The organism is Amycolatopsis sp. CA-161197 (assembly GCF_050942255.1).
Lineage (GTDB): Bacteria > Actinomycetota > Actinomycetes > Mycobacteriales > Pseudonocardiaceae > Amycolatopsis.
Map to the genome: position 1 here is coordinate 2,723,455 of NZ_CP192059.1, position 22,037 is coordinate 2,745,491.

Annotated in this window: 20 protein-coding genes; 12 read left to right on the forward strand and 8 right to left on the reverse strand. The window is 70.7% G+C overall.

Annotated features, from left to right (window positions below):
- Positions 1-21 precede the first annotated feature (21 nt).
- Positions 22-1,158 carry a CaiB/BaiF CoA transferase family protein gene (locus ACQPXB_RS13080; protein ID WP_432851777.1) on the forward strand — a complete coding sequence of 379 codons (1,137 nt, stop codon included), beginning with the start codon at positions 22-24 and terminating at the stop codon, positions 1,156-1,158.
- Between the two features lie 298 nt (positions 1,159-1,456).
- Here ACQPXB_RS13080 and ACQPXB_RS13085 read toward each other — a convergent pair whose 3' ends face one another.
- On the reverse strand, positions 1,457-1,975 hold the full coding sequence (locus tag ACQPXB_RS13085) for a GNAT family N-acetyltransferase (RefSeq protein ID WP_366583480.1): 519 nt from the start codon (positions 1,973-1,975) through the stop codon (positions 1,457-1,459).
- Positions 1,976-2,148: 173 nt separating this feature from the next.
- Here ACQPXB_RS13085 and ACQPXB_RS13090 point away from each other — a divergent pair, with 173 nt between their 5' ends.
- The 5 genes from ACQPXB_RS13090 (at position 2,149) to ACQPXB_RS13110 (ending at position 5,078) form a co-directional block, all read left to right on the forward strand.
- A complete protein-coding gene (locus ACQPXB_RS13090) occupies positions 2,149-2,316 on the forward strand; it encodes a hypothetical protein (protein WP_220238194.1) in 168 nt (55 codons plus the stop codon).
- Positions 2,317-2,633: 317 nt separating this feature from the next.
- Complete coding sequence (locus ACQPXB_RS13095) at positions 2,634-3,116, forward strand: helix-turn-helix transcriptional regulator (protein ID WP_366583479.1); 483 nt, start codon at positions 2,634-2,636, stop codon at positions 3,114-3,116.
- 123 nt (positions 3,117-3,239) lie between these two features.
- Positions 3,240-4,142, forward strand: a complete 903-nt coding sequence (locus tag ACQPXB_RS13100) for a lytic transglycosylase domain-containing protein (protein ID WP_432851780.1) — start codon at positions 3,240-3,242, stop codon at positions 4,140-4,142.
- A 145-nt stretch (positions 4,143-4,287) separates the two neighbouring features.
- The gene (locus ACQPXB_RS13105) at positions 4,288-4,698 is read left to right on the forward strand and encodes a hypothetical protein (protein WP_366583478.1); all 411 of its coding nucleotides are present in this window, start codon (positions 4,288-4,290) and stop codon (positions 4,696-4,698) included.
- Between the two features lie 29 nt (positions 4,699-4,727).
- Positions 4,728-5,078, forward strand: coding sequence for a DUF3817 domain-containing protein (locus tag ACQPXB_RS13110; RefSeq protein WP_432851782.1), 351 nt, complete (start codon positions 4,728-4,730; stop codon positions 5,076-5,078).
- Here ACQPXB_RS13110 and ACQPXB_RS13115 read toward each other — a convergent pair.
- Positions 5,075-6,508, reverse strand: coding sequence for an MFS transporter (locus ACQPXB_RS13115; protein ID WP_432856601.1), 1,434 nt, complete (start codon positions 6,506-6,508; stop codon positions 5,075-5,077). The genes ACQPXB_RS13110 and ACQPXB_RS13115 overlap by 4 nt on opposite strands.
- A 157-nt stretch (positions 6,509-6,665) precedes the next feature.
- Here ACQPXB_RS13115 and ACQPXB_RS13120 point away from each other — a divergent pair, with 157 nt between their 5' ends.
- Entirely contained in the window at positions 6,666-7,229 is a 564-nt protein-coding gene (locus ACQPXB_RS13120; protein WP_366583475.1) for a TetR/AcrR family transcriptional regulator, read from the forward strand.
- Positions 7,230-7,336: 107 nt separating this feature from the next.
- On the opposite strand, the gene ACQPXB_RS13125 is transcribed toward ACQPXB_RS13120, so the two are convergent.
- A complete protein-coding gene (locus ACQPXB_RS13125; protein WP_432851784.1) occupies positions 7,337-8,935 on the reverse strand; it encodes a solute symporter family protein in 1,599 nt (532 codons plus the stop codon).
- Positions 8,932-9,360: a DUF485 domain-containing protein gene (locus ACQPXB_RS13130; protein ID WP_366583473.1), complete on the reverse strand. Its 429-nt coding sequence runs from the start codon at positions 9,358-9,360 to the stop codon at positions 8,932-8,934. The genes ACQPXB_RS13125 and ACQPXB_RS13130 overlap by 4 nt, the downstream gene beginning before the upstream one ends.
- 979 nt (positions 9,361-10,339) lie before the next feature.
- On the opposite strand from ACQPXB_RS13130, the gene ACQPXB_RS13135 reads away from it, so the two are divergent.
- The 4 genes from ACQPXB_RS13135 to ACQPXB_RS13150 are packed head-to-tail and all read left to right on the forward strand — an operon-like array spanning position 10,340 to position 16,256.
- Entirely contained in the window at positions 10,340-14,437 is a 4,098-nt protein-coding gene (locus tag ACQPXB_RS13135; RefSeq protein ID WP_432851786.1) for a nitrate- and nitrite sensing domain-containing protein, read from the forward strand.
- Positions 14,434-14,886: a roadblock/LC7 domain-containing protein gene (locus ACQPXB_RS13140; protein WP_220238205.1), complete on the forward strand. Its 453-nt coding sequence runs from the start codon at positions 14,434-14,436 to the stop codon at positions 14,884-14,886. The genes ACQPXB_RS13135 and ACQPXB_RS13140 overlap by 4 nt, the downstream gene beginning before the upstream one ends.
- Before the next feature lie 7 nt (positions 14,887-14,893).
- Positions 14,894-15,664: a DUF742 domain-containing protein gene (locus ACQPXB_RS13145; protein ID WP_366583471.1), complete on the forward strand. Its 771-nt coding sequence runs from the start codon at positions 14,894-14,896 to the stop codon at positions 15,662-15,664.
- Complete coding sequence (locus ACQPXB_RS13150; RefSeq protein WP_204090344.1) at positions 15,645-16,256, forward strand: GTP-binding protein; 612 nt, start codon at positions 15,645-15,647, stop codon at positions 16,254-16,256. The genes ACQPXB_RS13145 and ACQPXB_RS13150 overlap by 20 nt, the downstream gene beginning before the upstream one ends.
- A 30-nt stretch (positions 16,257-16,286) precedes the next feature.
- Here ACQPXB_RS13150 and ACQPXB_RS13155 read toward each other — a convergent pair whose 3' ends face one another.
- The 4 genes from ACQPXB_RS13155 to ACQPXB_RS13170 all read right to left on the reverse strand — a co-directional run bounded on the left by ACQPXB_RS13155 (position 16,287) and on the right by ACQPXB_RS13170 (position 18,478).
- Positions 16,287-16,859 carry a dihydrofolate reductase family protein gene (locus ACQPXB_RS13155; protein ID WP_366583470.1) on the reverse strand — a complete coding sequence of 191 codons (573 nt, stop codon included), beginning with the start codon at positions 16,857-16,859 and terminating at the stop codon, positions 16,287-16,289.
- A 187-nt stretch (positions 16,860-17,046) separates the two neighbouring features.
- Complete coding sequence (locus tag ACQPXB_RS13160) at positions 17,047-17,697, reverse strand: DUF899 domain-containing protein (protein WP_366583469.1); 651 nt, start codon at positions 17,695-17,697, stop codon at positions 17,047-17,049.
- Entirely contained in the window at positions 17,694-18,137 is a 444-nt protein-coding gene (locus tag ACQPXB_RS13165; RefSeq protein WP_432851789.1) for an SRPBCC family protein, read from the reverse strand. The genes ACQPXB_RS13160 and ACQPXB_RS13165 overlap by 4 nt, the downstream gene beginning before the upstream one ends.
- Positions 18,134-18,478: an ArsR/SmtB family transcription factor gene (locus ACQPXB_RS13170; RefSeq protein WP_432851791.1), complete on the reverse strand. Its 345-nt coding sequence runs from the start codon at positions 18,476-18,478 to the stop codon at positions 18,134-18,136. The genes ACQPXB_RS13165 and ACQPXB_RS13170 overlap by 4 nt, the downstream gene beginning before the upstream one ends.
- Positions 18,479-18,622: 144 nt before the next feature.
- Here ACQPXB_RS13170 and icmF point away from each other — a divergent pair, with 144 nt between their 5' ends.
- Positions 18,623-21,859, forward strand: a complete 3,237-nt coding sequence (icmF, locus tag ACQPXB_RS13175; protein WP_432851793.1) for a fused isobutyryl-CoA mutase/GTPase IcmF — start codon at positions 18,623-18,625, stop codon at positions 21,857-21,859.
- Positions 21,860-22,037: the final 178 nt, after the last annotated feature.

The following is a 22,037-nucleotide window of genomic DNA, read 5'->3' on the forward strand; positions in this document are numbered from 1 at the left end:
GCCGACGAAAGGACTTCCGCCGTGAAAGCCGGACCCCTTGGCGGGCTGAAGGTGGTGGAGCTGGCCGGGCTCGCGCCCGCGCCGTTCGCCTGCATGATCCTCGCCGACCTCGGCGCCGACGTCGTGCGCGTGGACCGCGCGACGCCGGGCGCCGACGTGCTCGGCATCCCGAACGACCCGCTGGCGCGCGGCCGTCGCTCGATCGGCGTCAACACGAAGACGCCCGAGGGCGTCGAAGTGGTGCTCAAGCTGGCCGAGCGGGCCGACGTGCTCATCGAAGGTTTCCGTCCGGGCGTCGCGGAACGCATGGGGCTGGGGCCTTCGGTGGTCCACGCGCGCAACCCGCGGCTCGTCTACGGGCGCATGACGGGCTGGGGCCAGGACGGCCCGCTCGCGCAGGCGGCCGGGCACGACATCAACTACGTCGGCATCGCCGGGGCGCTCGAGCCCATCGGGCGGGCCGGCGAACGGCCGGTACCGCCGCTCAACCTCGTCGGCGACTTCGGTGGCGGTGGCCTGATGCTCGCGATGGGCGTGCTCGCGGCGCTGTACGAGCGGACGTCCTCGGGCCGCGGCCAGGTTGTCGACGCGTCCATGGTCGAGGGCGCGGCGCTGCTCACCACGAGCCTGCACGGCCTGCGCGCGGCCGGCGCGTGGTCGGGCGAGCGCGGCGACAACCTGCTCGACGGCGGCGCCCCGTTCTACGACACCTACGAGACCGCCGACGGCAAGTACGTCGCCATCGGCGCCATCGAGATGCGCTTCTGGGGCGACCTCGTGAAGGTGCTCGGCCTGGAGGACGCGCCGCCGCACCTGGACAAGACGCAGTGGCCGAAGCTGCGGCAGCTCATCGCAGACGCCGTCGGCAAGCACACCCGCGACGACCTCGTCGCCCGCGCCGAAGGCACTGACGCCTGCCTGACGCCGGTCCTCTCGCCCTGGGAAGCCTCGGCCCACCCCCAAAACGCGGCGCGCAGCACCTTCGTCGACATCGGCGGCACCGTCCAGCCCGCCCCGGCGCCCCGCTTCGACCGCACCCCGCCCGCGACGCCCCACGCACCCCACCAGCCGGGCACGGACACCACCGACGTGCTGGCCGGCCTCGGCCTCACCGAGGACGACCTGGCGGCCCTGCGCACGGCGGGCGCCATCGCCTGACTGACTGAACGGGCGGCCGTGCCTGCCCTGCACCCGCGCCGGCGGCGACTGCGCTGCTGCCGGGCGCGGGTGTGCCGTGAGTCTGGCGCCGCAGCGGTGGTGCGTCCGGTGGGCGCCGTTGCCTGAAGGCCGGGAAGTGGCGGCGTGCCTGACTTTCACCCGCGCCCGGGCGGCGAAGGGCTGCTGCCCGGTTGAGGGCGAACGCGCCACCATGCCGCGGCTTCGGCCATCGCGCCACGGCCCTCGCGCGGGTCGAAAGCACGCCCGGCCGCGAGCCGCGCGGAAAGGCCGGGAGGTTTCAGCGCGGTTCGAGATCCGACCGGATCACCGAAAAGACCACGCTGTCGCGCCAAGCGCCGTCGCGGAAGCCGTAGCCGCGTAGGACGCCTTCGCGGGTGAAGCCGGCCTTCTCCAGGGAGCGTTGTTCGGCGCGGTTGTCCACGTCGGTGGTGGCTTCGACGCGGTTGAACTGCGTGTGCGCGAACAGGTAGCGCACCAGCAGGCGCTGGGCCTCGGTGCCGTGGCCGTGGCCGCGGGCTTCCGGGCGCAGCACGAGGCCCATGTTCCAGCAGTACGAGCTGGGCCCCGAACGGGAGCGGTGCCACGACAGGAGACCAAGGACGGCGCCGCCGAGGGTCGGCACCAGGAGCCCGCCCTCGGTGGTGAGAATGGCGTTGTCGCGCCAGCGGCGGTGGAGGTAGCCGGCGTCGTGCCAGCCGAACCACTGGAACTCGCCCGCGGTGGCCGGGTCGTTGATCAGTGCCTCGAGGAGATCGAGATCGGTTTCGAGCACCGGGCGGAGCACCACGTCGTCCATCGCGGCAGCCTAGCGGGCGGCGCGGGGGCGTCCGCTCACCCGATCGGGCCGGGGTCACCCGGTCGTGACACGCGTCCCGCTGAGCGATCGCCGGGCGGGCCTCGCGGGCCTGTCGTCACTAGAGTGAGCGTGCACGACCGGTCCTGAAGCCGGCCAGCGGATTGGATGGTGCCATGTCAGGCGGCGTGAAGAAGATCGTGGTCATCGGGGTGGTCGTCCTCGTGCTGTTCTTCCTGATCACCCAGCCCACCCAGTCGGCCAACCTCGTGCACCAGGTCCTCGGCTGGCTGCGCGACGGGGCCGAAGCCATCATCACGTTCTTCCAGACCCTGTTCGCGTGATCACCGCGGGCCTCGTTACCCGCCGGTAATTACCGAGAGTAACGCGATCCCGAGATCCGGGCTGATCGCTCGACCATCCGGGTGGATTGCCCCCTGAAAGGGCCTGGTCAAGGAATTTGTGGGGCCCGGGGTATGGCGCAGAAAGCGCGCCCGGCCCTACGGTGCTCACATTGCGTGATCAGCCGGTTCTCCGGTCCCCCGGGAGCCGGGTCACAGCGGGGTTTTTCCGCTCGGTCACGCGCATTGGGTGCAAGTCGTGGACGCGCAACGGGGCAGGCGTCAGGGCCGGCCCGTCGGGGACCAATGAGGAGGCAGGGATGACCGGAGATCCCGGAGTGGACGCGTTGATCCGGCAGTGGGCCGCGGAGCGCGAGCAGACCGCCGAGGAGCAGGAGGTCAGCCGCATCACGTCCGCCTGGCTGGCCGACGCGCCCCAGGCTCCGCCCGGCATCCCCGGTCAGCGCGCGAGGTCCGGTCCTTCGCGCTGGGCGCAGGTCGACGCCGCGGACCCCGGTTACCTCGACGCCATGCGCGTGCGCCTGCCCGAGGTCCCCGACGAACTGCTCGTGGCCGCCGCCGGCTGGTGGCAGATGGTCGGCGACGTCGCCGAGGCCGAGCTGTGGTGGGACGCCGGCATCAGCCCGCTCGACCAGCGGGCCCTCGACTACCGCGCGGCGGGCCTGCAGCCCTCGGACCTCAGCCGCCGGCTGGGCCCGATGACCGTGCTCCAGCACCTGCGCCGCGGCAGCGCCCCGGCCTGGTGCGTCGCGCGTCTCGCGCGGCAGCAGAAGTCCGCCTGAACCACCCTTTCGACACGGCCGGGTGAACCGGCGTGGCGGCAGCGATCCGAACCCGTCCGTAACGCTAACCTGCGCGGGCTCGTTGTGTGATCGACCGACCGCCACGCTGGAGGACCGGAGTTCGTGCCCCTCACCGGAAACGCCGACGGCGAGACCACAGCCGAGACGCAGGCCGCCCCCGCGGGCGCACCTGCCCGACGCCGTTCCCGAGGGGGCGCGGCCGTGGCGGTGCGGCTCGCGGTGGTTCTGGTGGTCCTCGCCGTGGCGGGTGGAGGTACGTGGCTCGTCACTCGGGCGTCGGCGCCGGTCGCGAGCCCGACGACCACGGACATCCCCGCGTTGAGCGTGAAAGCGGCCGACGTGCGCCCGGGCTCGATCGCGCCCGTCAGCGCCGTCGTCGCGGGTGGTGGGGACCAGCAGACCACCCCGCAGTCGGCGCGCTCCACCGCCGACCCGCTCGACGACTGGGCCAGGAAGATCGCCGCCGTCACCGGAGTGCCCGCGCGGGCGCTGCGCGCGTACGGCAACGCGGAGCTCGCGATGCGCTCGGCCGACCCGGGCTGCCGCATCTCGTGGGCCACGCTCGCCGGCATCGGCCGCATCGAGTCGAACCACGGCCAGTACGGCGGCGCGGTGCTCGGCGCCGACGGCCGCCCGTCCAAGCCGATCATCGGCGTCCCGCTCGACGGTTCGTCGGGCGTGCGCGCCATCAGCGACACCGACGGCGGCCGCTTCGACGGCGACCCCGTGGCCGACCGGGCCGTGGGCCCGATGCAGTTCATCCCCAGCACCTGGCGCAAGTGGGCCGCCGACGGCAACGGCGACGGCCTCGGCGACCCGCAGCAGATCGACGACGCCGCGCTGGCCGCCGGCCGCTACCTGTGCGCGGGCGGGCGCGACATGGCCACGCCGTCGGGCTGGTGGTCGGGGATCCTGTCGTACAACAACTCCACCGAATACGCCCAGAAGGTCTTCGGCCTCGCCGACGGCTACGCGCAGTCGGCGAAGGCCGTGCGGGCCGGTTGAGGCCCGTTGGTCCGGAATCCGGGCGGGCCGGCGTCCGCGCCGGTGTGAAATCCGTGCGAACCACGAGGTCACCGGCTGAGAGCCGGACCACGTGCGGGCCCGCCTCTCAGCTTCGGCCCTGGTTCCCAGTGCTAGCGTCAGGGCCGTGGCAGTGAACTCCGGCCCGGCCGTGTCCCCGCTCGGGCGCAGGCTCCTGATCGCCGCGACGTGCGTGGTGAGCCTGCTGCTGTGCTGCGGGCTGGCGTGGTGGCAGTGGGACCGGTTCACCTCCGCCAACGGCACGTTCCAGAACCTCGGCTACGTGCTGCAGTGGCCGCTGTTCGGGCTGTTCCCCGCGTTCATGTTCTGGCGGATCAAGAAGCTGCGCGAACGGGAAGAGTCCCAGGGCGAGAGCGCCGAGGCCCAGGCCGAGCAGGTCCAGGTGACCGTGCCCGCCCCGAGGCCCTCGACGCCCGCGCGTCCCCCGGCGCCCCGCCCAGTGGCCGAAGAGGACGACGAGCTCGCCGCGTACAACCGCTACCTGCGCGAGCTCAACGCCCGCGACCAGCAGGCCTGAACCACCACCTCGGAAGTGAGGACGAACCCATGACCACGAGCACCGACGGTGCGGCCCAGACCCGCCCGGCGCGACTCAACGGAGCCCTGGTGCGGTTCCGCACCACCGCGTGGATCACCGGTGTCGGCCTGCTCGTGCTCTGCACGACCATGGTGGTCGAGTACGGCTTCGGCAACGCCACGCCCGCCGCGGTGTACTCGCCGATCCACGGTGTCCTCTACATGATCTACCTGGCCTGCAGCATCGACCTCGCGATCAAGGCCCGCTGGTCGATCAAGAGCACAATCCTCGTGCTGCTCGCCGGTTGTGTCCCGTTCGTCTCGTTCATCGTCGAACGCCGGGTGACGCACCGGGTGCACGCGGGTCAGGACATCTTCTAAGCCGGCACGGCTTTTCCCCGCCGGAAGGTCAGCGCGACCCCGACGGTGAGGGCGGCCAGTCCGCTCGCCGCGAGGAACGCGGCCGTCATCCCGTCCACCAGCAACGGCGTGCCGGTGGCTCCCGAAGCCGCGGCCGAACGCGTCGCCGCGCCGAACACCGTCACCAGGATCCCGAGGCCGAGCGTGCTGCCGACCTGCTGCATGGTCTGCAGCACGCCGCCCGCGGCTCCCGCGTCCTCGGTGGGCACGGTGGACATGATGATCACGTTGAGCGGCGAGAACGCCAGCCCGCCGCCGACGCCCATCAGCAGCAGCGGCCCGAGCAGCGAAGCGACGTATCCGCTGTCCGGCGTCAGCGCCGAAAGCCACGCGACGCCGGAGACCATCAGCACCGTGCCCGTCACGGCCAGCGGCTTCGGGCCGAAGCGCGCGAGCAGGCGCGGCATGAGCCGGCTGAGCGTGAAGATCGACGCGGCCATCGGCAGGAACGCGAACCCCGTGGCCAGTGCGGCGAAGTGGCGCACGTCCTGCAGGAACTGCGTCAGGAAGAAGAACATCGACATCATCGCCATCGGCCCGAGGAAGAAGCTGGCGTAGGCGGCGGCCCGGTTGCGTTCGGCGAAGAGCCACAGCGGTACCAGCGGATGGGCCACGCGCCGCTCCAGCAGCACGAAGGCGATCAGCAGCACCACGCCCGCCGCCAGCGCGGCGAGCGTGAGCGGTGCGCCCCAGCCGTCGGACGCGGCCTGCGTGAAGGCCAGTACGAGCGACGCGACGCCGAACGTGCCGAGCACGGCCCCGGGCACGTCGAGGTGCGCGGCCCGGCGCGGCGGCGCGGGCACGAACCGCGGTGCGAGCACGGCGATGGCCAGCCCGAACGGGACGTTGATGAACAGCGCGGCCCGCCACGAGATCCATTCGGTCAGCAGACCGCCCACGATCAGGCCGATCGCGAACCCGCCGCTGGCGACGGCGGAGAACAACGACAGCGCCCGCACGCGCGCCTTGGCCTCGGTGAACGTGGTGGTGATCAGCGCGATCGTGCTCGGCCCCGCCATCGCGGCGCCGACGCCCTGGGCCACGCGGGCGGCGATCAGGAATCCGGCCGACGTGCTCAGCCCGCCGGCCAGGGAGGCGAGCGTGAACACGGCCGTACCCAGCACGAACATCCGGCGGCGGCCGAACAGGTCGCCCGCGCGTCCGCCGAGCAGCAGCAGGCCGCCGAACACGAGGCTGTAGGAGGTCATCACCCACGACAGGCCGGTGGCGGAAAAGCCCAGCTCGGACTGGATGCGGGGCAGCGCCACGTTCATCACGGTGGCGTCGAGCATCAGCATGAGCTGGCAGGTCAGCACGATGGCGAGGACGAGCCCGGACGCGGCGGTCCGGTGTCTCGGCCTAGGCTCGGTCGACGAGATTCGCTCGGTCAACTCGGTCAAAGGAGGACTCCCCAGAGAGGGACGAAGTAAGTGGAGAAACTCTCCACTTGGTTGCGTCCGCGATAATATGGAGAGCGTCTCCAGTTCCGCAAGGGAATTCGGAGAATCTCTCCGTTTTCTGGGGAGCCGGGTGCGAGGAGGTGCGTGGATGACGGCGGAGGCAGCGCGGCCGATGCGGGCGGACGCGAAGCGGAACTACGACCGCATCGTGGCCACCGCGAAGGACGCCTTCGCGGAACACGGCGTCGACGTCCCGCTCGACGACATCGCCAAACGCGCCGGCGTCGGCGCCGGCACGCTGTACCGCCACTTCCCGACGCGCGAGAAGCTGATGGAAGCCGTCTACCGCGACGAGATCGACCAGCTCGCCTCGCGCGCCGCCGTGCTCGCCGCCGAGCTGCCGCCGTGGGAGGCGCTCCAGGCGTGGCTGGGGGAGCAGGTCGCGTACGTCATCGAGCGCCACGGCCTCGCCGCCCTGCTCAAAGCGTCGATCGACTCGGGCTCCGAAACGTTCCTCTGGTGCCAGACCCGCCTGCGCACCGCGTGCGCCGACCTGGTCACCGCCGCCCAGACCACCGGCGACGTCCGCGCCGACATCACGGGCATCGACGTCCTGCGCCTCGGCCACGGCATCGGCACGGCCTCGAAGAACGCGTCCGAAGAGGACGCGGCCCGCCTGATGAAGATCATGCTGGACGGCTTGCGCGGGTGAACTTCGCGAAGTTTGTCGGTGTGCGTCGCGACCGCGGTCGTCGCTGACGACAAAAAGGGGGCGGGCCCTCGCAGGACCCGCCCCTTCTCGTCACAGCCGGAGAGCCGTCAAGACCCGATGCCGGTCAAGGACCGGACCTCCATCTCGGCGTGCTTGGCGCCGTCGGCCTTCGAGCGGCCGACCAGTGTGCCGACGAAGCCGCACAGGAACGAGAACGGGATCGACACCAGGCCCGGGTTCTTGAGCGGGAACCAGTGGAAGTCGACGGTCTTGAAGATCGAGTCGGCGGCGCCGGACACGACCGGGGAGAACAGCACCAGGATCAGGCACGCCGCGAGGCCGCCGTAGATGCTCCACAGGGTGCCCGTGGTGTTGAACCGTTTCCAGAACAGCGAGTACAGCAGGGTCGACAGGTTGGCCGACGCGGCGACCGCCAGGGCGAGCGCCACGAGGAAAGCGATGTTCTGTCCGTTGGCGAGGATGCCGCCGAGGATGGCCATCACGCCAACGACCAGGGCGGTCAGGCGCGCGACGCGGACCTCGTCGGCCGGTTCGGCCTTGCCGCGCTTGAAGATGTTCGCGTAGACGTCGTGGGCGAACGAGGCGGACGCGGTGATCGTCAGGCCCGCCACCACGGCGAGGATCGTGGCGAACGCGACGGCCGAGATGACGCCCAGCAGCAGCGTGCCGCCGATGTGCAGGGCCAGCAGCGGCGCCGCGGAGTTCTCGCCGCCGGGCGCGGCCTTGATCTCGTCGCTGCCCACGAGCGCGGCGGCGCCGAAGCCGATCACCAGCGTGCACAGGTAGAACACGAACATGCAGACCGTGGCCCAGACCACCGAGCGGCGCGCCTCGCGCGAGTTGGGCACGGTGTAGAAGCGCATCAGCACGTGGGGCAGCGACGCGACGCCGAGCACGAGCGCGAGCGACAGCGACACGAAGTCCAGGCGCGTGGTGCCGCTGGCGCCGTACGAGCCGCCCGGTTCCAGCAGGCTGGTGCCCATCGGGCTGTTGTCCGTGGCCGCGGTGAGCAGGTTGGAGAAGTCGAACCCGTACTTGCCCAGCAGGAACACGGTGATCAGCGTGGCGGCCACGAGCAGGATGCTCGCCTTGATGATCTGCACCCAGGTGGTGCCTTTCATGCCGCCGACGAGCACGTAGACGACCATCACCAGGCCGACCACGCCGATGACCAGCGACTGGCCCAGCCGGGAGTGCACGTTGAGGAGCAGCGCGACGAGACCGCCGGCGCCCGCCATCTGCGCGAGCATGTAGAAGAACGAGATCACGAGCGTCGAGGCGGCCGAGGCCGCGCGCACCGGGCGCTGCTTCATCCGGAAGCTCAGCACGTCGCCCATGGTGAACCGGCCGGTGTTGCGCAGCAGCTCGGCGATCAGCAGCAGGTCGACCAGCCACGCGACCAGGAAGCCGATGGAGTACAGGAAGCCGTCGTAACCGTGGATCGCGATGGCGCCCGCGATGCCCAGGAACGACGCGGCGGACAGGAAGTCGCCCGAGAGCGCGATGCCGTTCTGCCGCCCGGTGAAGGCGCTGTCGGCCGCGTAGTAGTCGGCGGTGGTCTTCTTGCCGCGGTTGCCCGCGCGGTACACGACGAACAGGGTGATCGCGACGAACAGCGCGAAGACCCCGACGTTCACGAGCGGGTTGCTCGCCGGGGTGCTCTCGGCGAGCTCGGTGGTGGTCACTGGCGGGTTCCTTCCGTCACGGCGGCCCGTTCCCTCAGCTCGGCGACCCGCGGGTCCACCTCCCGGTTGGCGAACCGGACGTAGACGAGCGTGATCAGCGCCGTGGTCACGAACTGCGCGAGGCCGAGCAGCATGCCCACGTTGACGAGCCCGAACACGCGGGTGCTCATGAAGTCGTTCGCGTACGCGGCCAGCACCACGTAGGTCAGGTACCAGACGAAGAAGCCGGCGCTCATCGGGAAGACGAATCTGCGGAACCGCCGGCGCAGCGCGGTGAACTCGGGGCTGCGCTGGATGAGGTCGTAGTCGGGACCGCGCCGGGTCGCCGGCGCCGGCTCCGCGCCCTCGCGGGCGAACATGGCCGGCAGCTGTCCGGTCTCCTCGAGCGGGGTGCTCGCCGCGGGGGTGTTCGCGACGTTGTGCATGGCTGCCTCCGGCAACTTGCGTCCGTGGCGGTGGCCGGGTCGGGGCCCCTCGGTCGAGTGGCACCCGGTCTGCCCTTGCGGACTGGGAGGCGGCCATAGTAACGACGGCGTCTCATCCTGGAAAAAGCCGGTTCCTGAGAAGGGTCTCCGGAATTCGTTTTCCGGCTGGAAATGTGCGAAAACGGCACCTTCAATGAAGATCACGAACAGATCACTCACAATAGTGAGGGCGTATGTCACGCCACGTTGTCGCAGCTGAGGAACGCTGCGGCAAATGGTTGAGATGCAGACAATGATCGGACGAATATCGTGACACCGGGTAGTCAAAGTGCGGGGCCGACGCCCCGGTCCGGCGTCCCTCCGGTGGGGTCGGGACGAGGATTCGCAGGCCAGTGGTGGATCCCGAAAGAAATCACCGGGTCGGGCGGCGAGTTGCTGCCAGACCACAACATCGGGTTCATCTTCGGAGGCGTCCCACCCGATGGGGGCACGGAGCGTAGATCCTCTGAGGGATTCGACTACCCTGCGTGGGCTAATCGGGTGACTGGCGGGCGGCGTGACCCGGAGCAACCGGTAACCGGAATTCCCTCTTCGGCCCCGCTCGGGGTCCAATCCCCGGGCCGCGACCGGGGCCGAATCGACTTTTCCCTGGTCAGCCGTGCGAAGCGCAAGACAATATCCTCGGCCGGGATTGGTGTACGATTCTTTGGCCCAGCTGACCGCAGCGATCGATAGGCACAGACAAGTTGACCTCGACCACCGCCGTGCAGTACGCAACTTGCGCCGTGCACGTGCAAAGTCCCGGGAAGCAGCACGCCGGTGATCACGGTGTCAGGTCTGCACGGTCGTGTCCTCACGGGGTCGATCGCGCGGGTCGGCGGAATGCCGTGGACCGTTCCGGGAGCACCGGAAGCCGCCCACGGGCAGCCACGACGCGGGACAGGGAGTCACTTTCGTGACCGTTGCAGGAGATGGCCAGGTGCCTGTTGAGAAGCTGCTCGGCCGCCCGCCCCGGCGACCGAGCCGGTCCTCGGGCTGGCGAGCGGCGCTGCGCTGGCGGGACTGGAGCATTCCGGTCAAGCTCTCGGCGGTGACGCTGGTCCCCATCGTCCTCGCGCTGGTGCTCGGCATTACCGCGATCGTGGGACAGGTCAGCCGTTCCGGTGACTACGAGCGGATCGACAAGCTGGTCGGCCTGAGCACCCAGCTGCGCAAGCTGACCGACGGCCTGCAGAAGGAGCGCACGCTCACCGCGGCGCAGCTCACCGCGGGCACCGCCGGCGTCACGCCCGAGCTGAAGGCCGCCCGCGCGGCCACCGACGCGGCGGTCGAACCATTCATCACGGCGGCGAACCGCGTCGGCGGGTCCGAGTCCAGTGTGTCCGGTGCCGTGAACTCGGCGACCGCGCAGGTCAACGAGATCGCCGTGATCCGCCAGCAGGTCGGCGCGGGCCTGCTCGACGCCGCCGAGGCGGTGGGCGACTACAACGCCGTGACCGGTGCCCTCATCGGCGCCGACACCGCGGTGGCCGCGGGCGCGAGCGCCGACGCGCTGGGCGGCACGGCGAACGCGCTGCACGACCTCGAGGCCGCCAAGGAGCAGGTCTCGGTCAGCCAGGCGCTGGTGTCGTACGGCATCGCGAAGGGCACGCTGGAACCGCAGCAGCTCAGCGACGTCCGCGACGCGGAGCTGCGGTACGACGACCGCATCGACGACTTCAACGCGGCCTCCACCGCGCCGCAGCGCCAGGACCTCGAGAGCACCCTCAAGCCCGACACCGCCTACGACCGCAAGCGCATGGTCGGCATCGTCCTCGGCGAGCAGGGACCCTCGAGCGACCAGGGGCTGTCGCAGGTCCAGTCGCAGGAGTGGAACAACGCGTCCAACGCGGTGGTCGGCCAGCTCTCCGAGGTCGGCAACCGCATGGGCGCCGACGCCACCGCCGCGTCCGCCGCGCTGGTCGAAGGCGCCAGCAGCAGCGCCGGGCTGCTCGCCGTGCTGCTGTTCGCCGCGATGGTCGCCGCCGCCGCGGTCGTCTTCCTCATCACGCGCCAGATCCTGCGGTCGCTGAAGACACTGCGCCGCAGCGCGCTGGACGTCGCGGAGAAGGACCTGCCCGCCGCCGTCCGCAACATCCAGGAGGGCCGCGCGCAGAGCGTCGAGGTCGAGCCGGTGAACGTGCGGGTGGCCGACGAGATCGGCGAGGTCGCGCGCGCGTTCGAGAAGGTGCACAGCCAGGCGCTGCGGCTCGCGACCGAGCAGGCCGCGATGCGCGCGGGCTACAGCAGCGTGTTCGTCAACCTCTCGCGCCGCAGCCAGAGCCTCGTGCAGCGCCAGCTGCAGCTGATCGAGCGGCTGGAGCGCGACGAAGAGGACGCCGACCAGCTCGCCACGCTCTTCCAGCTCGACCACCTCGCCACCCGGATGCGGCGCAACAACGAGAACCTGATGGTCCTCTCCGGCGCCGAGCCGGGCCGCCGCTCGGGCCAGCCCGTGCCCGCGCACGACGTGCTGCGCGCCGCCGTGTCGGAGATCGAGCAGTACCAACGGGTCTCGGTGCAGCAGCCGCCGGCGGTGAAGATCGTCGGGTTCGCCGCGAGCGACGTCCAGCGCCTCATCGCGGAGCTGCTCGACAACGCCACCGCGTTCTCCGCACCGGAGACGCAGGTGACCGTGGCGACGCGCCTGGCCGACGACGGCTCGCTCAACGTCGACATCCTCGACAAGGGCATCGGCATGAACGAGTACGAGGTGGTCGAGGCCAACGGCCGCCTCACCGAGGCCGGCTCGGTCGACCTCGCGACCTCGCGCCGCATGGGCCTGTTCGTGGTCGGCCGCCTCGCCGGGCGCCACCGCATCGGCGTCTCGCTCCACGGTGGCAAGGACATCGTCGGCGTGCGGGCCACCGTGGTGGTCCCGCCGGAGCTGGTCATGACCGGTGCCGCGCTGGAGAATCCGCCGCAGTCGGCGGGGCCGTTCGGCAGCGTCGCCGCGCCGCCCGCGAGCCCCGGTGGCCTGCCGCGCCGCCAGCGTCCGGTCAACGGCTCGGCGCGCCCGGCCGCGGACCGCGCGCTCGTGCCGCAGCAGCCGATCCAGGGGGCCGACGAGCAGCTGTGGCCCTCGGCGAGCGACCTCGCCGGGTTCGCCAACGGCCACACCGTCGACCCGGGCGTGCGCCCGCCGTCGGACCTCGAGATCTCCGGGACCGCGCTGTTCAGCCCGATCCCGCGGGACGACGCCGCGCCGCCGGTCAAGCCGCCGGTGCCGCAGCTGCCGCAGATCGTCGACGTGCCGCCGCCGCGGCCGGAGCCGGAACCCGCGGCGGACGCCGAGCGCGCCGACGAGCGCGCCCGCGAGCTGCCCTCGGGCAAGGACCTGTTCTCCGCCAACGGGACCACCCTGAGCGAGTGGTGGAACCAAGCGGCGCAGAAGGTGCCGGAGGTGCCGCCGCCCACGGCCGCCGAGACGACGATCGAGAACACGCCGATCTTCGACGAGATGCTCTCGGCGTGGTTCCGCTCGCCCGCGCCGCCCGCGGACGAGACGGCGGCCAAGACCGGTCCGGACCAATCCACGGCCGAGAAGACCGAGAAGACCGCAAAGCCCGGTGAGTCCGGTGAGGACACCGGCCAGGCCGGTGCGAAGACCGAGCCGAAGGCGGGGGAGCAGCCGCCGGCCGACGTGGCGAAGCCGGAGCCCGGCGTCGCCCCGGTGACCACGCCGGAGCAGGACGAGCGCAACTGGGACTTCGCGAGCGACGAGAACTGGCGCACCGTTCAGGCCGTCTCGCAGGTCGAACCCACGGCGTTCACGAAGGCGGGCCTGCCGCGCCGTCGCCGCGGCGAACAGCTCATGCCCGGCAGCGCGACGCCGGACGAGCTGCCCGCCGCCGAGTCGGCCAAGCCGGGCCTGCCGGTCCGCGACCCGGCCGACGTCCGCGGTCGCCTCACCAGCTTCCAGCGCGGGGTGAACCGCGGCCGGCAGCACGTCCGCGACGGAGCCGTCGAGCCGACCGCCGACCAGCAGGGCCTGGGCGCCGCGGCGCTCAACCGCCTGGAGGGCGAGCCCGGCACCGGGTTCGCGCCCCCTGGTTTCGCCCCGGCGGGCGAGCAGGCCGGCCAGACCCCGGCGGATCGCCCTGGTGCCGCGCAGGCGTTCGGCACCGGTGGTCCGGACCAGCAGGATCCGGTGGGGGACAACGAGACCACGGCCGAGTACCCCGGTTTCGTCGGTGCCCTCGACGCGGCGGTGGCTGCGGCCGACGCCGCCGAGCAGGCCGCACAGGCCAACCCGCTCGACCGGACCGACCAGACAAGCGGGGCCGCGCCCTCCCGGCCGGCCGCCGCGAACGCTTTCGGTGTGGCCCAGGCGGAGACGCCCGCGGCCGAGCGCGAGCAGGACGGCGAGACCCGGCCGGACCGCCGCGGCGTCGCGAGCGCGTTCGGTGCGGCCCGCACCGCTCAGCCCGAGCCCGCGGCCGACCAGCCGGTGCCGCCGGCGTTCGACCCGCAGGGTGGATGGACGGCCCCGGCCGAGACCACCGGCAACGGCAACGGCAATGGCAGCAACGGCAATGGCAATGGCAACGGCACGGCGGCCCGCCCGTCGCCCACCCCGCGCCCGGTGCGTCGCCCCGAAGGCGAGGTGCCAGGCCGCCCCGCGGCGCCCGAGTCCTTGCCCACCCGGCGTCCCGCCGCCAGCAACCTGCCGCCGGGACCGCCGGCCGTCGACCCGAACCAGGTGCCCGCCGCGGTGGCGAACCTGGAGGCCGCCGCGGCCGGGACACCCGCCACGGAGTGGGCTTTCGGGTCCGACGAGGGCTGGCGGACGGTCCAATCGGTGTCCCAGTCGACGCCCTCTTCGTTCACTTCGGCAGGATTGCCCCGGCGTCGCCGCGGGGAGCAGCTGCTCCCCGGGAGCGCTCCGCCGCCCGCCGGAGCGGCGAACCCCCGTCCGACCCGCGACGCGCACGACGTGCGTGGCCGCCTGAGCAGTTTCCAACAGGGCATCCAGCGCGGCCGGCACCGCACTGGGCAGGCCACTGAGACCAACCACGAAACACTGGAGGGTGAATGACCTCGCCGAGTACGGCTCAGCCGCAGCAGAACCAGTTCGGCTGGCTGGTCAACGACTTCGCCGAACGGGTCCCGGGTGTGGCGCACGCCGTGGTGGTGTCGGCCGACGGACTCCTCCTCACGGCCTCCAACCGCCTGCCGCTCGACCGCGCCGACCAGCTGGCCGCGGTTGCCTCCGGGCTCGTGAGCCTCACCCAGGGCGCGGCCCGGTGCTTCGAGGCGGGCGCGGTGAACGAGACCGTGGTCGAGATGGAGCTCGGCATCATGGTGCTGATGTCCATCAGCGACGGTTCGTGCCTCGCGATCCTCGCGGCGCCCAACTGCGACATCGGCCAGGTGGCCTACGAGATGACGATGCTCGTGGACCGCGTGGGGCAGATCCTGACCCCCGAACTCCGTGCGCAGCTGCAGGGCGCGGGTGGGTCGCTGATCGGTGAACCGGTGGGATGATTACGCGATGAGCACGGGGCCCGGATTATTCGGCGGAGAGCCCGGAGACAGCGAGGAACCCCCGCGCGCGGGGGCTCCCGGTGCTGCCCGCGGTGAGGACGACGGCACCTTCGCCGACCTCCTCAACGGCTTCAGCCTCGATTCGGGCCGCTCGCGCAAGAAGCGGAAGAAGACCGGTAAGGAGTCCCAGTCCCCCGAACCCCCGCCCGCGGGAGCGCACGCGGCGGAGGAACCGCCGGCGGCGCCAGAGCCGCCGGCCGAGTTAGGAGATCGAGTGACCTCTCTAGTCTCTCCACCGGGCAGTACCGACGCGGATGGGCCTAGACCAGGCGGGCTCTTCGACCCCGGACCGCCCAGCGGCGAGTTCGTGATGCCCGCCGCGTTCACCCGGCCGGACCGCCCCGATCGGGTGGACCCGGCCGAGGAGACGTCGATCGTGCGGCCGTACGCTCTCACCGGCGGCCGGACCCGAGCGAACTACGCGCTCGAGCTGGAGACGCTGATCTCCACCAATGACCACGTCGTCGCGGGGGGCTTCCCCGAGGCGGCGGCCGAACAGATCGAGAGCATCTCGATCATGGAAGAGTGCCGGACCCCGCGCTCGGTCGCCGAGGTCGCGGCGGCCCTGCGGGTGCCACTGGGTGTCGCCAGGGTGCTGATCAGTGACGCGGCCGACGCGGGCCTCGTCACCGTGCACCGGACGATTTCGGGCAATGACGGCGCCGAAGCACACTTGATGTTGATGGAAAGGGTTTTGAGTGGACTCCGTCGGCTTTAAGGCACCGCGGGAAACCGCGCCCCCGACCATGACATCAGCGAAGATCGTGGTGGCGGGCGGCTTCGGAGCGGGCAAGACGACCTTCGTGGGTTCGGTGTCGGAAATCGTTCCGCTCACCACCGAGGCGATGATGACCGACGCGAGCCGCGGCATCGACAACCTCGACCAGACCCCGAACAAGACGACCACCACGGTCGCCATGGACTTCGGCCGCGTGTCGCTCGACGCCGACCTGATCCTGTACCTGTTCGGCACCCCGGGCCAGCAGCGCTTCTGGTTCATGTGGGACGACCTGGTCCGCGGCGCGATCGGCGCCGTCGTGCTGGCCGACACCCGCCGCCTGGCGGACTCGTTCGCGCCGATCGACTTCTTCGAGGACCGCGGCCTGCCCTACATCGTCGGCATCAACACGTTCGACGGGGTACTGGAGCACGACATCAACGACGTGCGCGAGGCGCTGTCGATCGACCCCAGCATCCCCATCGTCCGTTGTGACGCGCGGGACCGCGAGTCGACGAAGCAGACGCTGATCACGCTCGTCGAGTACGCGATGCGGCAGTGGATCGCCTTGCGGGCGGCCAAAGCCCGCTGACGCGGGCCCCTCGGCGTTGCGGCGGCCGGGTCACCGTTCCTCGGTGGCCCGGCGATACCGCAACAGCACCACGGCACCGTCGATCACGCGGGACTGGACGAGCCGCAGGCCGAGCCGCTCGGCGTCGACGGCGAACGGCCGCTTGTCGCCGCCCAGCACCACCGGGTGCACGAGCACGTTGTATTCGTCGATCAGGCCGAGCCGGCTCAGCTGTGCGGGCACGTCCGCGCCGCCCATGAGCAGGATGTCCTTGGTGTGCCGCGCTTTCAGTGCCGTGACCTCCTCGGTCAGGTCGCCGCCGAGCACCTCGGTGTCCCACCCGGGGTCGGTGAGCGTGTGCGAGAAGACGACCTTGGGGGTCTTCCGCCACACCGGCGCGAAGCCGATGTCGTGCGGATCGTCCGAGATGGACTCGGCGTGCGGCCAGAAGCCCGCCATCATGTCCCACACCCGCCGCCCGTAGGCGAACACGGCGGCGCGCTCGGAGAGCTCGTGCGAGTGGGCCGACAGCTCGGGCCCCATCCGCGGCCAGTCGAACTCGCCGTTCGGGCCCTCGATGCAGCCGTCGACCGAGACGTGGACGTAGTACACCAGATCACCCATGATCGGGCTCCTTCACCGAGTGGCGTCCCTGCCGGACGCCGTTCAGCCTACGGTCGGAGCCGGCCGCCGCGACCGGACATCGGTGCCGAAAGAATCCTGCCCCGCCCGCGGAAACGGGCCGGTCCCCCAGGAACCGGCCCGTTTCCGCCGCATACCGGCTGGATGTTTCAAGCCGTCTCGGTACGCCTCAGTACTCGTCGTGCCTGCGCCACCAGCCGCCGGGCTCGTCGGAGCCGCGCGACTCCTCCTCCCACGCCTCCTGCCGGCCGAACGGCGTGATGTCGAGGTAGCGGTGCACCGCGGAGAACGTCTCGGCACCGCGGCCGCTGGTGAAGTACGTGCGGTAGACGTCGTCGCCGTCGCGCAGGAACACGCTGGTCCCGAAGAACCGGCCGACGCCGCAGTCCTCGGTGAAGTCGCTGCCGTTCGCCGAGACCCACGGCAGGTCCCAGCCCATGCGGGCCTTGTACCGCTCGATCTCGGGCAGCGTCGCGGGCGCGGTGACGACGAACGTGATGTCGCGGGCGTTGAGGTGCGCCAGGTGCGGCACGTTGTCCACGACCATCGAGCAGCCGGGGCAGCCCGCTTCGTCGCCGGGGTGCAGCATGAAGTGGTAGACGATCAGCTGACGCCGGCCGTCGAACAGGTCCAGCAGGCTCTTCTTGCCCTCGGCCGAAGTGAACTCGTACGCCTTGTCGAAGCGCACCATCGGCAGCCGGCGGCGCTCGGCCGTGAGGTGGTCGGCCGCCTTCATCAGTTCCTTTTCCTTGGCCAGCAAGGCATCGCGCGCGGCCTGCCAGTCCTCGGCGGACACGACACGGGGGAGTGCGGTGGTCATCGGACCTCCTCGAGGTGGTGGGCGAGCTTTTCGAACGTGGAGCTCCAGCCGTCCTGGTGGCCGGCGCGCTCTTCCTCGGTGGGGAAGGGCGCTTGGTGGAACGTCATCTCGGTCTTGTCGCCGGCCTCGGTGAACGTGATCGTCACGACCGTCTCGCCGACCACGTCGTCGGGCTGGTCCCACGAGAACGTGAACACGAGCCGCCCGGGCGGGCTGATCTCGCGGTAGGCGCCCTGCATCCAGCGCTCGACGTCGTACTCGGCGCTGTGGATCCGCGCGCGCCACGCGCCGCCGGGCCGCAGGTCGATCGTGACTCCCGAGGCGGCGAACTTCTCCGGGCCGAGCCAGCTCGCGAGCCGCTCCGGCTCCGTCCACGCGCGGAACACCAGCTCCCGCGGGGCGTCGAACACGCGCGTGATGGTCAGGTCCCGTTGCGTCATTGCTCGGTCTCCTTCCGGGGCTCCCGCAGGAGCCGCAGGTGCTCGTCCAAGCGGTCGAACCCCGCCTCCCAGAACTGCCGGTATTCGTTGACCCAGTCGGCCACGACCACGAGCGGTTTCGTCTCGAGCCGGCACGGGCGCCACTGGCGCATCCGGCCGCGGGTGATGAGCCCGGCCGCTTCCAGCACCTTCAGGTGTTTCGACACCGCCTGCAGGCTCACCTTGAACGGCTCGGCCAGCTCGTTCACCGTCGCGTCGCCCTGGGCGAGCCGGGCGAGGATGGCCCGCCGCGTGGGGTCAGCCAACGCGGCGAAGGTGGTGCTGAGCTGATCAGTGGCCATCGGTACTCAATCGCTTGGTTGATTAACTTGTAGGTTGAATATAGCTCCCAGCTGGCTCCTGTCAACCGCGTGCAGAAGTCGCTTGAGACTTGCGTCACCGCCGCTCGGGTTTCCAATAGTAGGAAGTCCAAGTATTTTGGGAGGATGAGCAGCGACCTCTACCGCCCCGAGAACCCGGTCCGGTTCGTCACCGCGTCGAGCCTGTTCGACGGCCACGACGCCTCGATCAACATCATGCGGCGGATCCTGCAGTCGCAGGGTGCCGAGGTCGTGCACCTCGGGCACAACCGCTCGGTCGACGAGGTGGCCACCGCCGCCATCACCGAAGACGTTCAGGGCATCGCCATCTCCGCCTACCAGGGCGGCCACGTCGAGTACTTCTCCTACCTGGTGGAGCTGCTGCGCGAACGCGGCGCGGGGCACATCAAGGTGTTCGGCGGCGGGGGCGGCGTGATCGTCCGCGAGGAGATCGACCTGCTGCACTCGCGGGGCGTGGCGCGGATCTTCTCGCCCGAGGACGGCTACGAGATGGGCCTGCCGGGCATGATCAACTCGATGATCAAGGCCTGCGACGTGGACCTCTCGGAGCAGCCGCCCGTGTCCGTCGACAAGCTGCTCTCCGGCGACGTGCCGGCGCTCGCGCGGGTGATCACCCAGCTGCAGCGTGAAAAACTGCCCGAAGGGTGGCTCGCCGCCATCACCGAGGCCGCCGAGAAGCGCCACGTGCCCGTGCTCGGCATCACCGGTACCGGCGGTTCCGGCAAGTCGTCGCTCACCGACGAGCTCATCCGCCGCTTCCGCCTCGACCAGGAGGACAAGCTGCGGATCGCGGTGCTCGCCGTGGACCCGTCGCGGCGCAAGGGTGGCGGCGCGCTGCTCGGCGACCGCATCCGGATGAACTGCCTCGACGGCTCTCCGGTGTACTTCCGCTCCATCGCGACCCGCACGACCAGCGGCGAGATCCCCGCCGGGCTGCGCGAGTCGATCCTCGCGTGCAAGGCCGCGGGCTACGACCTCGTGATCGTGGAGACGCCGGGCATCGGCCAGGGCGACGCGGGCATCGTCGACTACGTGGACGAGTCGCTGTACGTGATGACGCCGGAGTTCGGCGCCGCGTCGCAGCTGGAGAAGATCGACATGCTCGACTTCGCCGACGTGGTGGCCATCAACAAGTTCGAGCGCCGCGGCGCCGAGGACGCCCGCCGTGACGTCGCGCGTCAGCTCGTGCGCAACCGCGAGGCCTTCGACAAGGCTCCCGAGGACATGCCGGTGTTCGGCACGAGCGCCGCGAAGTTCAACGACGACGGCGTGACCGCGCTGTACCAGAACCTGCGGGACCAGCTCGCCGAGCGCGGGCTGTCGGTGTCGGCCGGCGTGCTGCCCGCGGTCGAGGGCAAGGTGTCCACCGACGCCAGCACGGTCATCCCGGGCAACCGGGCGCGCTACCTCTCGGAGATCGCCGAGACCGTGCGCGGATACCACGAGCAGACCGGGAAGCAGGTGGCCGCCGTGCGCAAGCGCGAGCACCTGGCCGCCGCGAAGGCTGCTCTGTCCGAAGTGGATGCTTCCACCGACGCGCTCGACGGACTGCTCGCCGCCGCCGAGTCCGATGTGGACGGCGAGACCACCAAGCTGCTGGAGCGGTTCCACGCGCTGGCGGAGGAGTACCGCGAGGACGAGCTCGTGGTGAAGGTCCGCGACAAGGAGCTGCGCACGCAGCTGTGGCGCGACACGTTGTCGGGCAACCGGATCCCGCGCGTCGCCCTGCCGCGCTACACCGAATCCGGTGAGCTGCTCTCGTTCCTTCGTCGCGAACACCTGCCCGGGTATTTCCCGTACACGGCCGGCGTGTTCCCGTTCAAGCGCGACGGCGAGGACCCGGCACGCATGTTCGCCGGCGAGGGCGACGCCTTCCGGACCAACCGCCGGTTCAAGCTGCTCTCGGCCGACTCCGAGGCCAAGCGCCTGTCCACGGCCTTCGACTCCGTGACCCTCTACGGCCACGACCCCGACACCCGCCCGGACATCTACGGCAAGGTCGGCACCTCGGGCGTCTCGATCGCGACGATCGAGGACATGAAGGTGCTCTACGACGGCTTCGACCTCACCGCGCCGAACACGTCGGTGTCGATGACGATCAACGGCCCGGCCCCGACGATCCTCGCGTTCTTCCTCAACACCGCGATCGACCAGAAGCTCGACGCCTTCCGCGCCGAGCACGGCCGCGAGCCGTCGGCCGACGAGGCCGCCGAGCTGCGCGCGTGGGCGCTGAAGAACGTGCGCGGCACCGTGCAGGCCGACATCCTCAAGGAGGACCAGGGGCAGAACACCTGCATCTTCTCCACGGAGTTCAGCCTGCGCATGATGGCCGACATCCAGGAGTGGTTCATCCAGCACGCGGTGCGCAACTTCTACTCCGTCTCGATCTCCGGCTACCACATCGCCGAGGCCGGGGCGAACCCCATTTCGCAGCTGGCGTTCACGCTGTCCAACGGGTTCACCTACGTCGAGTCGTACCTCGCGCGCGGCATGGACATCAACGACTTCGCGCCCAACCTGTCGTTCTTCTTCTCCAACGGGATGGATGCGGAGTACTCGGTGCTCGGCCGCGTGGCGCGGCGGATCTGGGCCGTGGCGATGCGCGAGCGCTACGGGGCCAACGAGCGTTCGCAGAAGCTCAAGTACCACGTGCAGACCTCGGGCCGCTCGCTGCACGCGCAGGAGATGAGCTTCAACGACATCCGCACCACGCTGCAGGCCCTGTGCGCGCTGTACGACAACGCGAACTCCTTGCACACCAACGCATTCGACGAGGCCATCACCACACCGAGCGAGTCGTCGGTGCGCCGCGCGATGGCGATCCAGATGATCATCAACAAGGAGTGGGGCCTGTCGAAGAACGAGAACCCGCTGCAGGGCTCGTTCATCATCGACGAGCTGACCGACCTGGTCGAGGAAGCCGTGCTGGTCGAGTTCGACCGCATCTCCGAACGCGGCGGCGTGCTCGGCGCGATGGAGACGGGCTACCAGCGCGGCAAGATCCAGGACGAGTCCATCCTCTACGAGCGCAAGAAGCACGACGGCTCGCTGCCGATCATCGGCGTCAACACCTTCCGCAACCCGCACGCGGGCGAGGACGACGTCGAGGTCGAACTGGCCCGCGCCACGGAGGACGAGAAGAAGTCCCAGCTCGACCGCCTCGCCGACTTCCAGCACCGCCACGCCGAAGACGCCCAGCAGGCCCTCAAGGCCCTCCGCGAGGCGGCGACCCGCGGCGGCAACCTGTTCGGGGTGCTGATGGACGCCGCGCGGGTCTGCTCGCTCGGCCAGATCACCGACGCGTTCTTCGAGGTCGGCGGCCAGTACCGGCGCAACGTCTGAGTACCGGGCCGGGTTCCGCGCGTCCGGCGGTCCGCCGCCGGACCTGCGCGCGGACCCGGCCCGGCTCGTCTACCTCGAGCCCGGCCGGCGTCGCGTCGTCGACGGTCCGGCCCGGCGTGAGATGAGACCGATCCGGTGAGGGTTCAACCAGACCGGGAATAGGCCGCCGCCGCAGCGG

Coding starts and splice junctions, on each gene's coding strand:
- ACQPXB_RS13085 (WP_366583480.1), bottom strand. CDS start 1,975: ATGGACGACGTGGTGCTCCGCCCGGTGCTCGAAACCGATCTCGATCTC.
- ACQPXB_RS13090 (WP_220238194.1), top strand. CDS start 2,149: ATGTCAGGCGGCGTGAAGAAGATCGTGGTCATCGGGGTGGTCGTCCTC.
- ACQPXB_RS13095 (WP_366583479.1), top strand. CDS start 2,634: ATGACCGGAGATCCCGGAGTGGACGCGTTGATCCGGCAGTGGGCCGCG.
- ACQPXB_RS13110 (WP_432851782.1), top strand. CDS start 4,728: ATGACCACGAGCACCGACGGTGCGGCCCAGACCCGCCCGGCGCGACTC.
- ACQPXB_RS13120 (WP_366583475.1), top strand. CDS start 6,666: ATGACGGCGGAGGCAGCGCGGCCGATGCGGGCGGACGCGAAGCGGAAC.
- ACQPXB_RS13130 (WP_366583473.1), bottom strand. CDS start 9,360: ATGCACAACGTCGCGAACACCCCCGCGGCGAGCACCCCGCTCGAGGAG.
- ACQPXB_RS13140 (WP_220238205.1), top strand. CDS start 14,434: ATGACCTCGCCGAGTACGGCTCAGCCGCAGCAGAACCAGTTCGGCTGG.
- ACQPXB_RS13145 (WP_366583471.1), top strand. CDS start 14,894: ATGAGCACGGGGCCCGGATTATTCGGCGGAGAGCCCGGAGACAGCGAG.
- ACQPXB_RS13155 (WP_366583470.1), bottom strand. CDS start 16,859: ATGGGTGATCTGGTGTACTACGTCCACGTCTCGGTCGACGGCTGCATC.
- ACQPXB_RS13160 (WP_366583469.1), bottom strand. CDS start 17,697: ATGACCACCGCACTCCCCCGTGTCGTGTCCGCCGAGGACTGGCAGGCC.
- ACQPXB_RS13165 (WP_432851789.1), bottom strand. CDS start 18,137: ATGACGCAACGGGACCTGACCATCACGCGCGTGTTCGACGCCCCGCGG.
- ACQPXB_RS13170 (WP_432851791.1), bottom strand. CDS start 18,478: ATGGCCACTGATCAGCTCAGCACCACCTTCGCCGCGTTGGCTGACCCC.
- icmF (WP_432851793.1), top strand. CDS start 18,623: ATGAGCAGCGACCTCTACCGCCCCGAGAACCCGGTCCGGTTCGTCACC.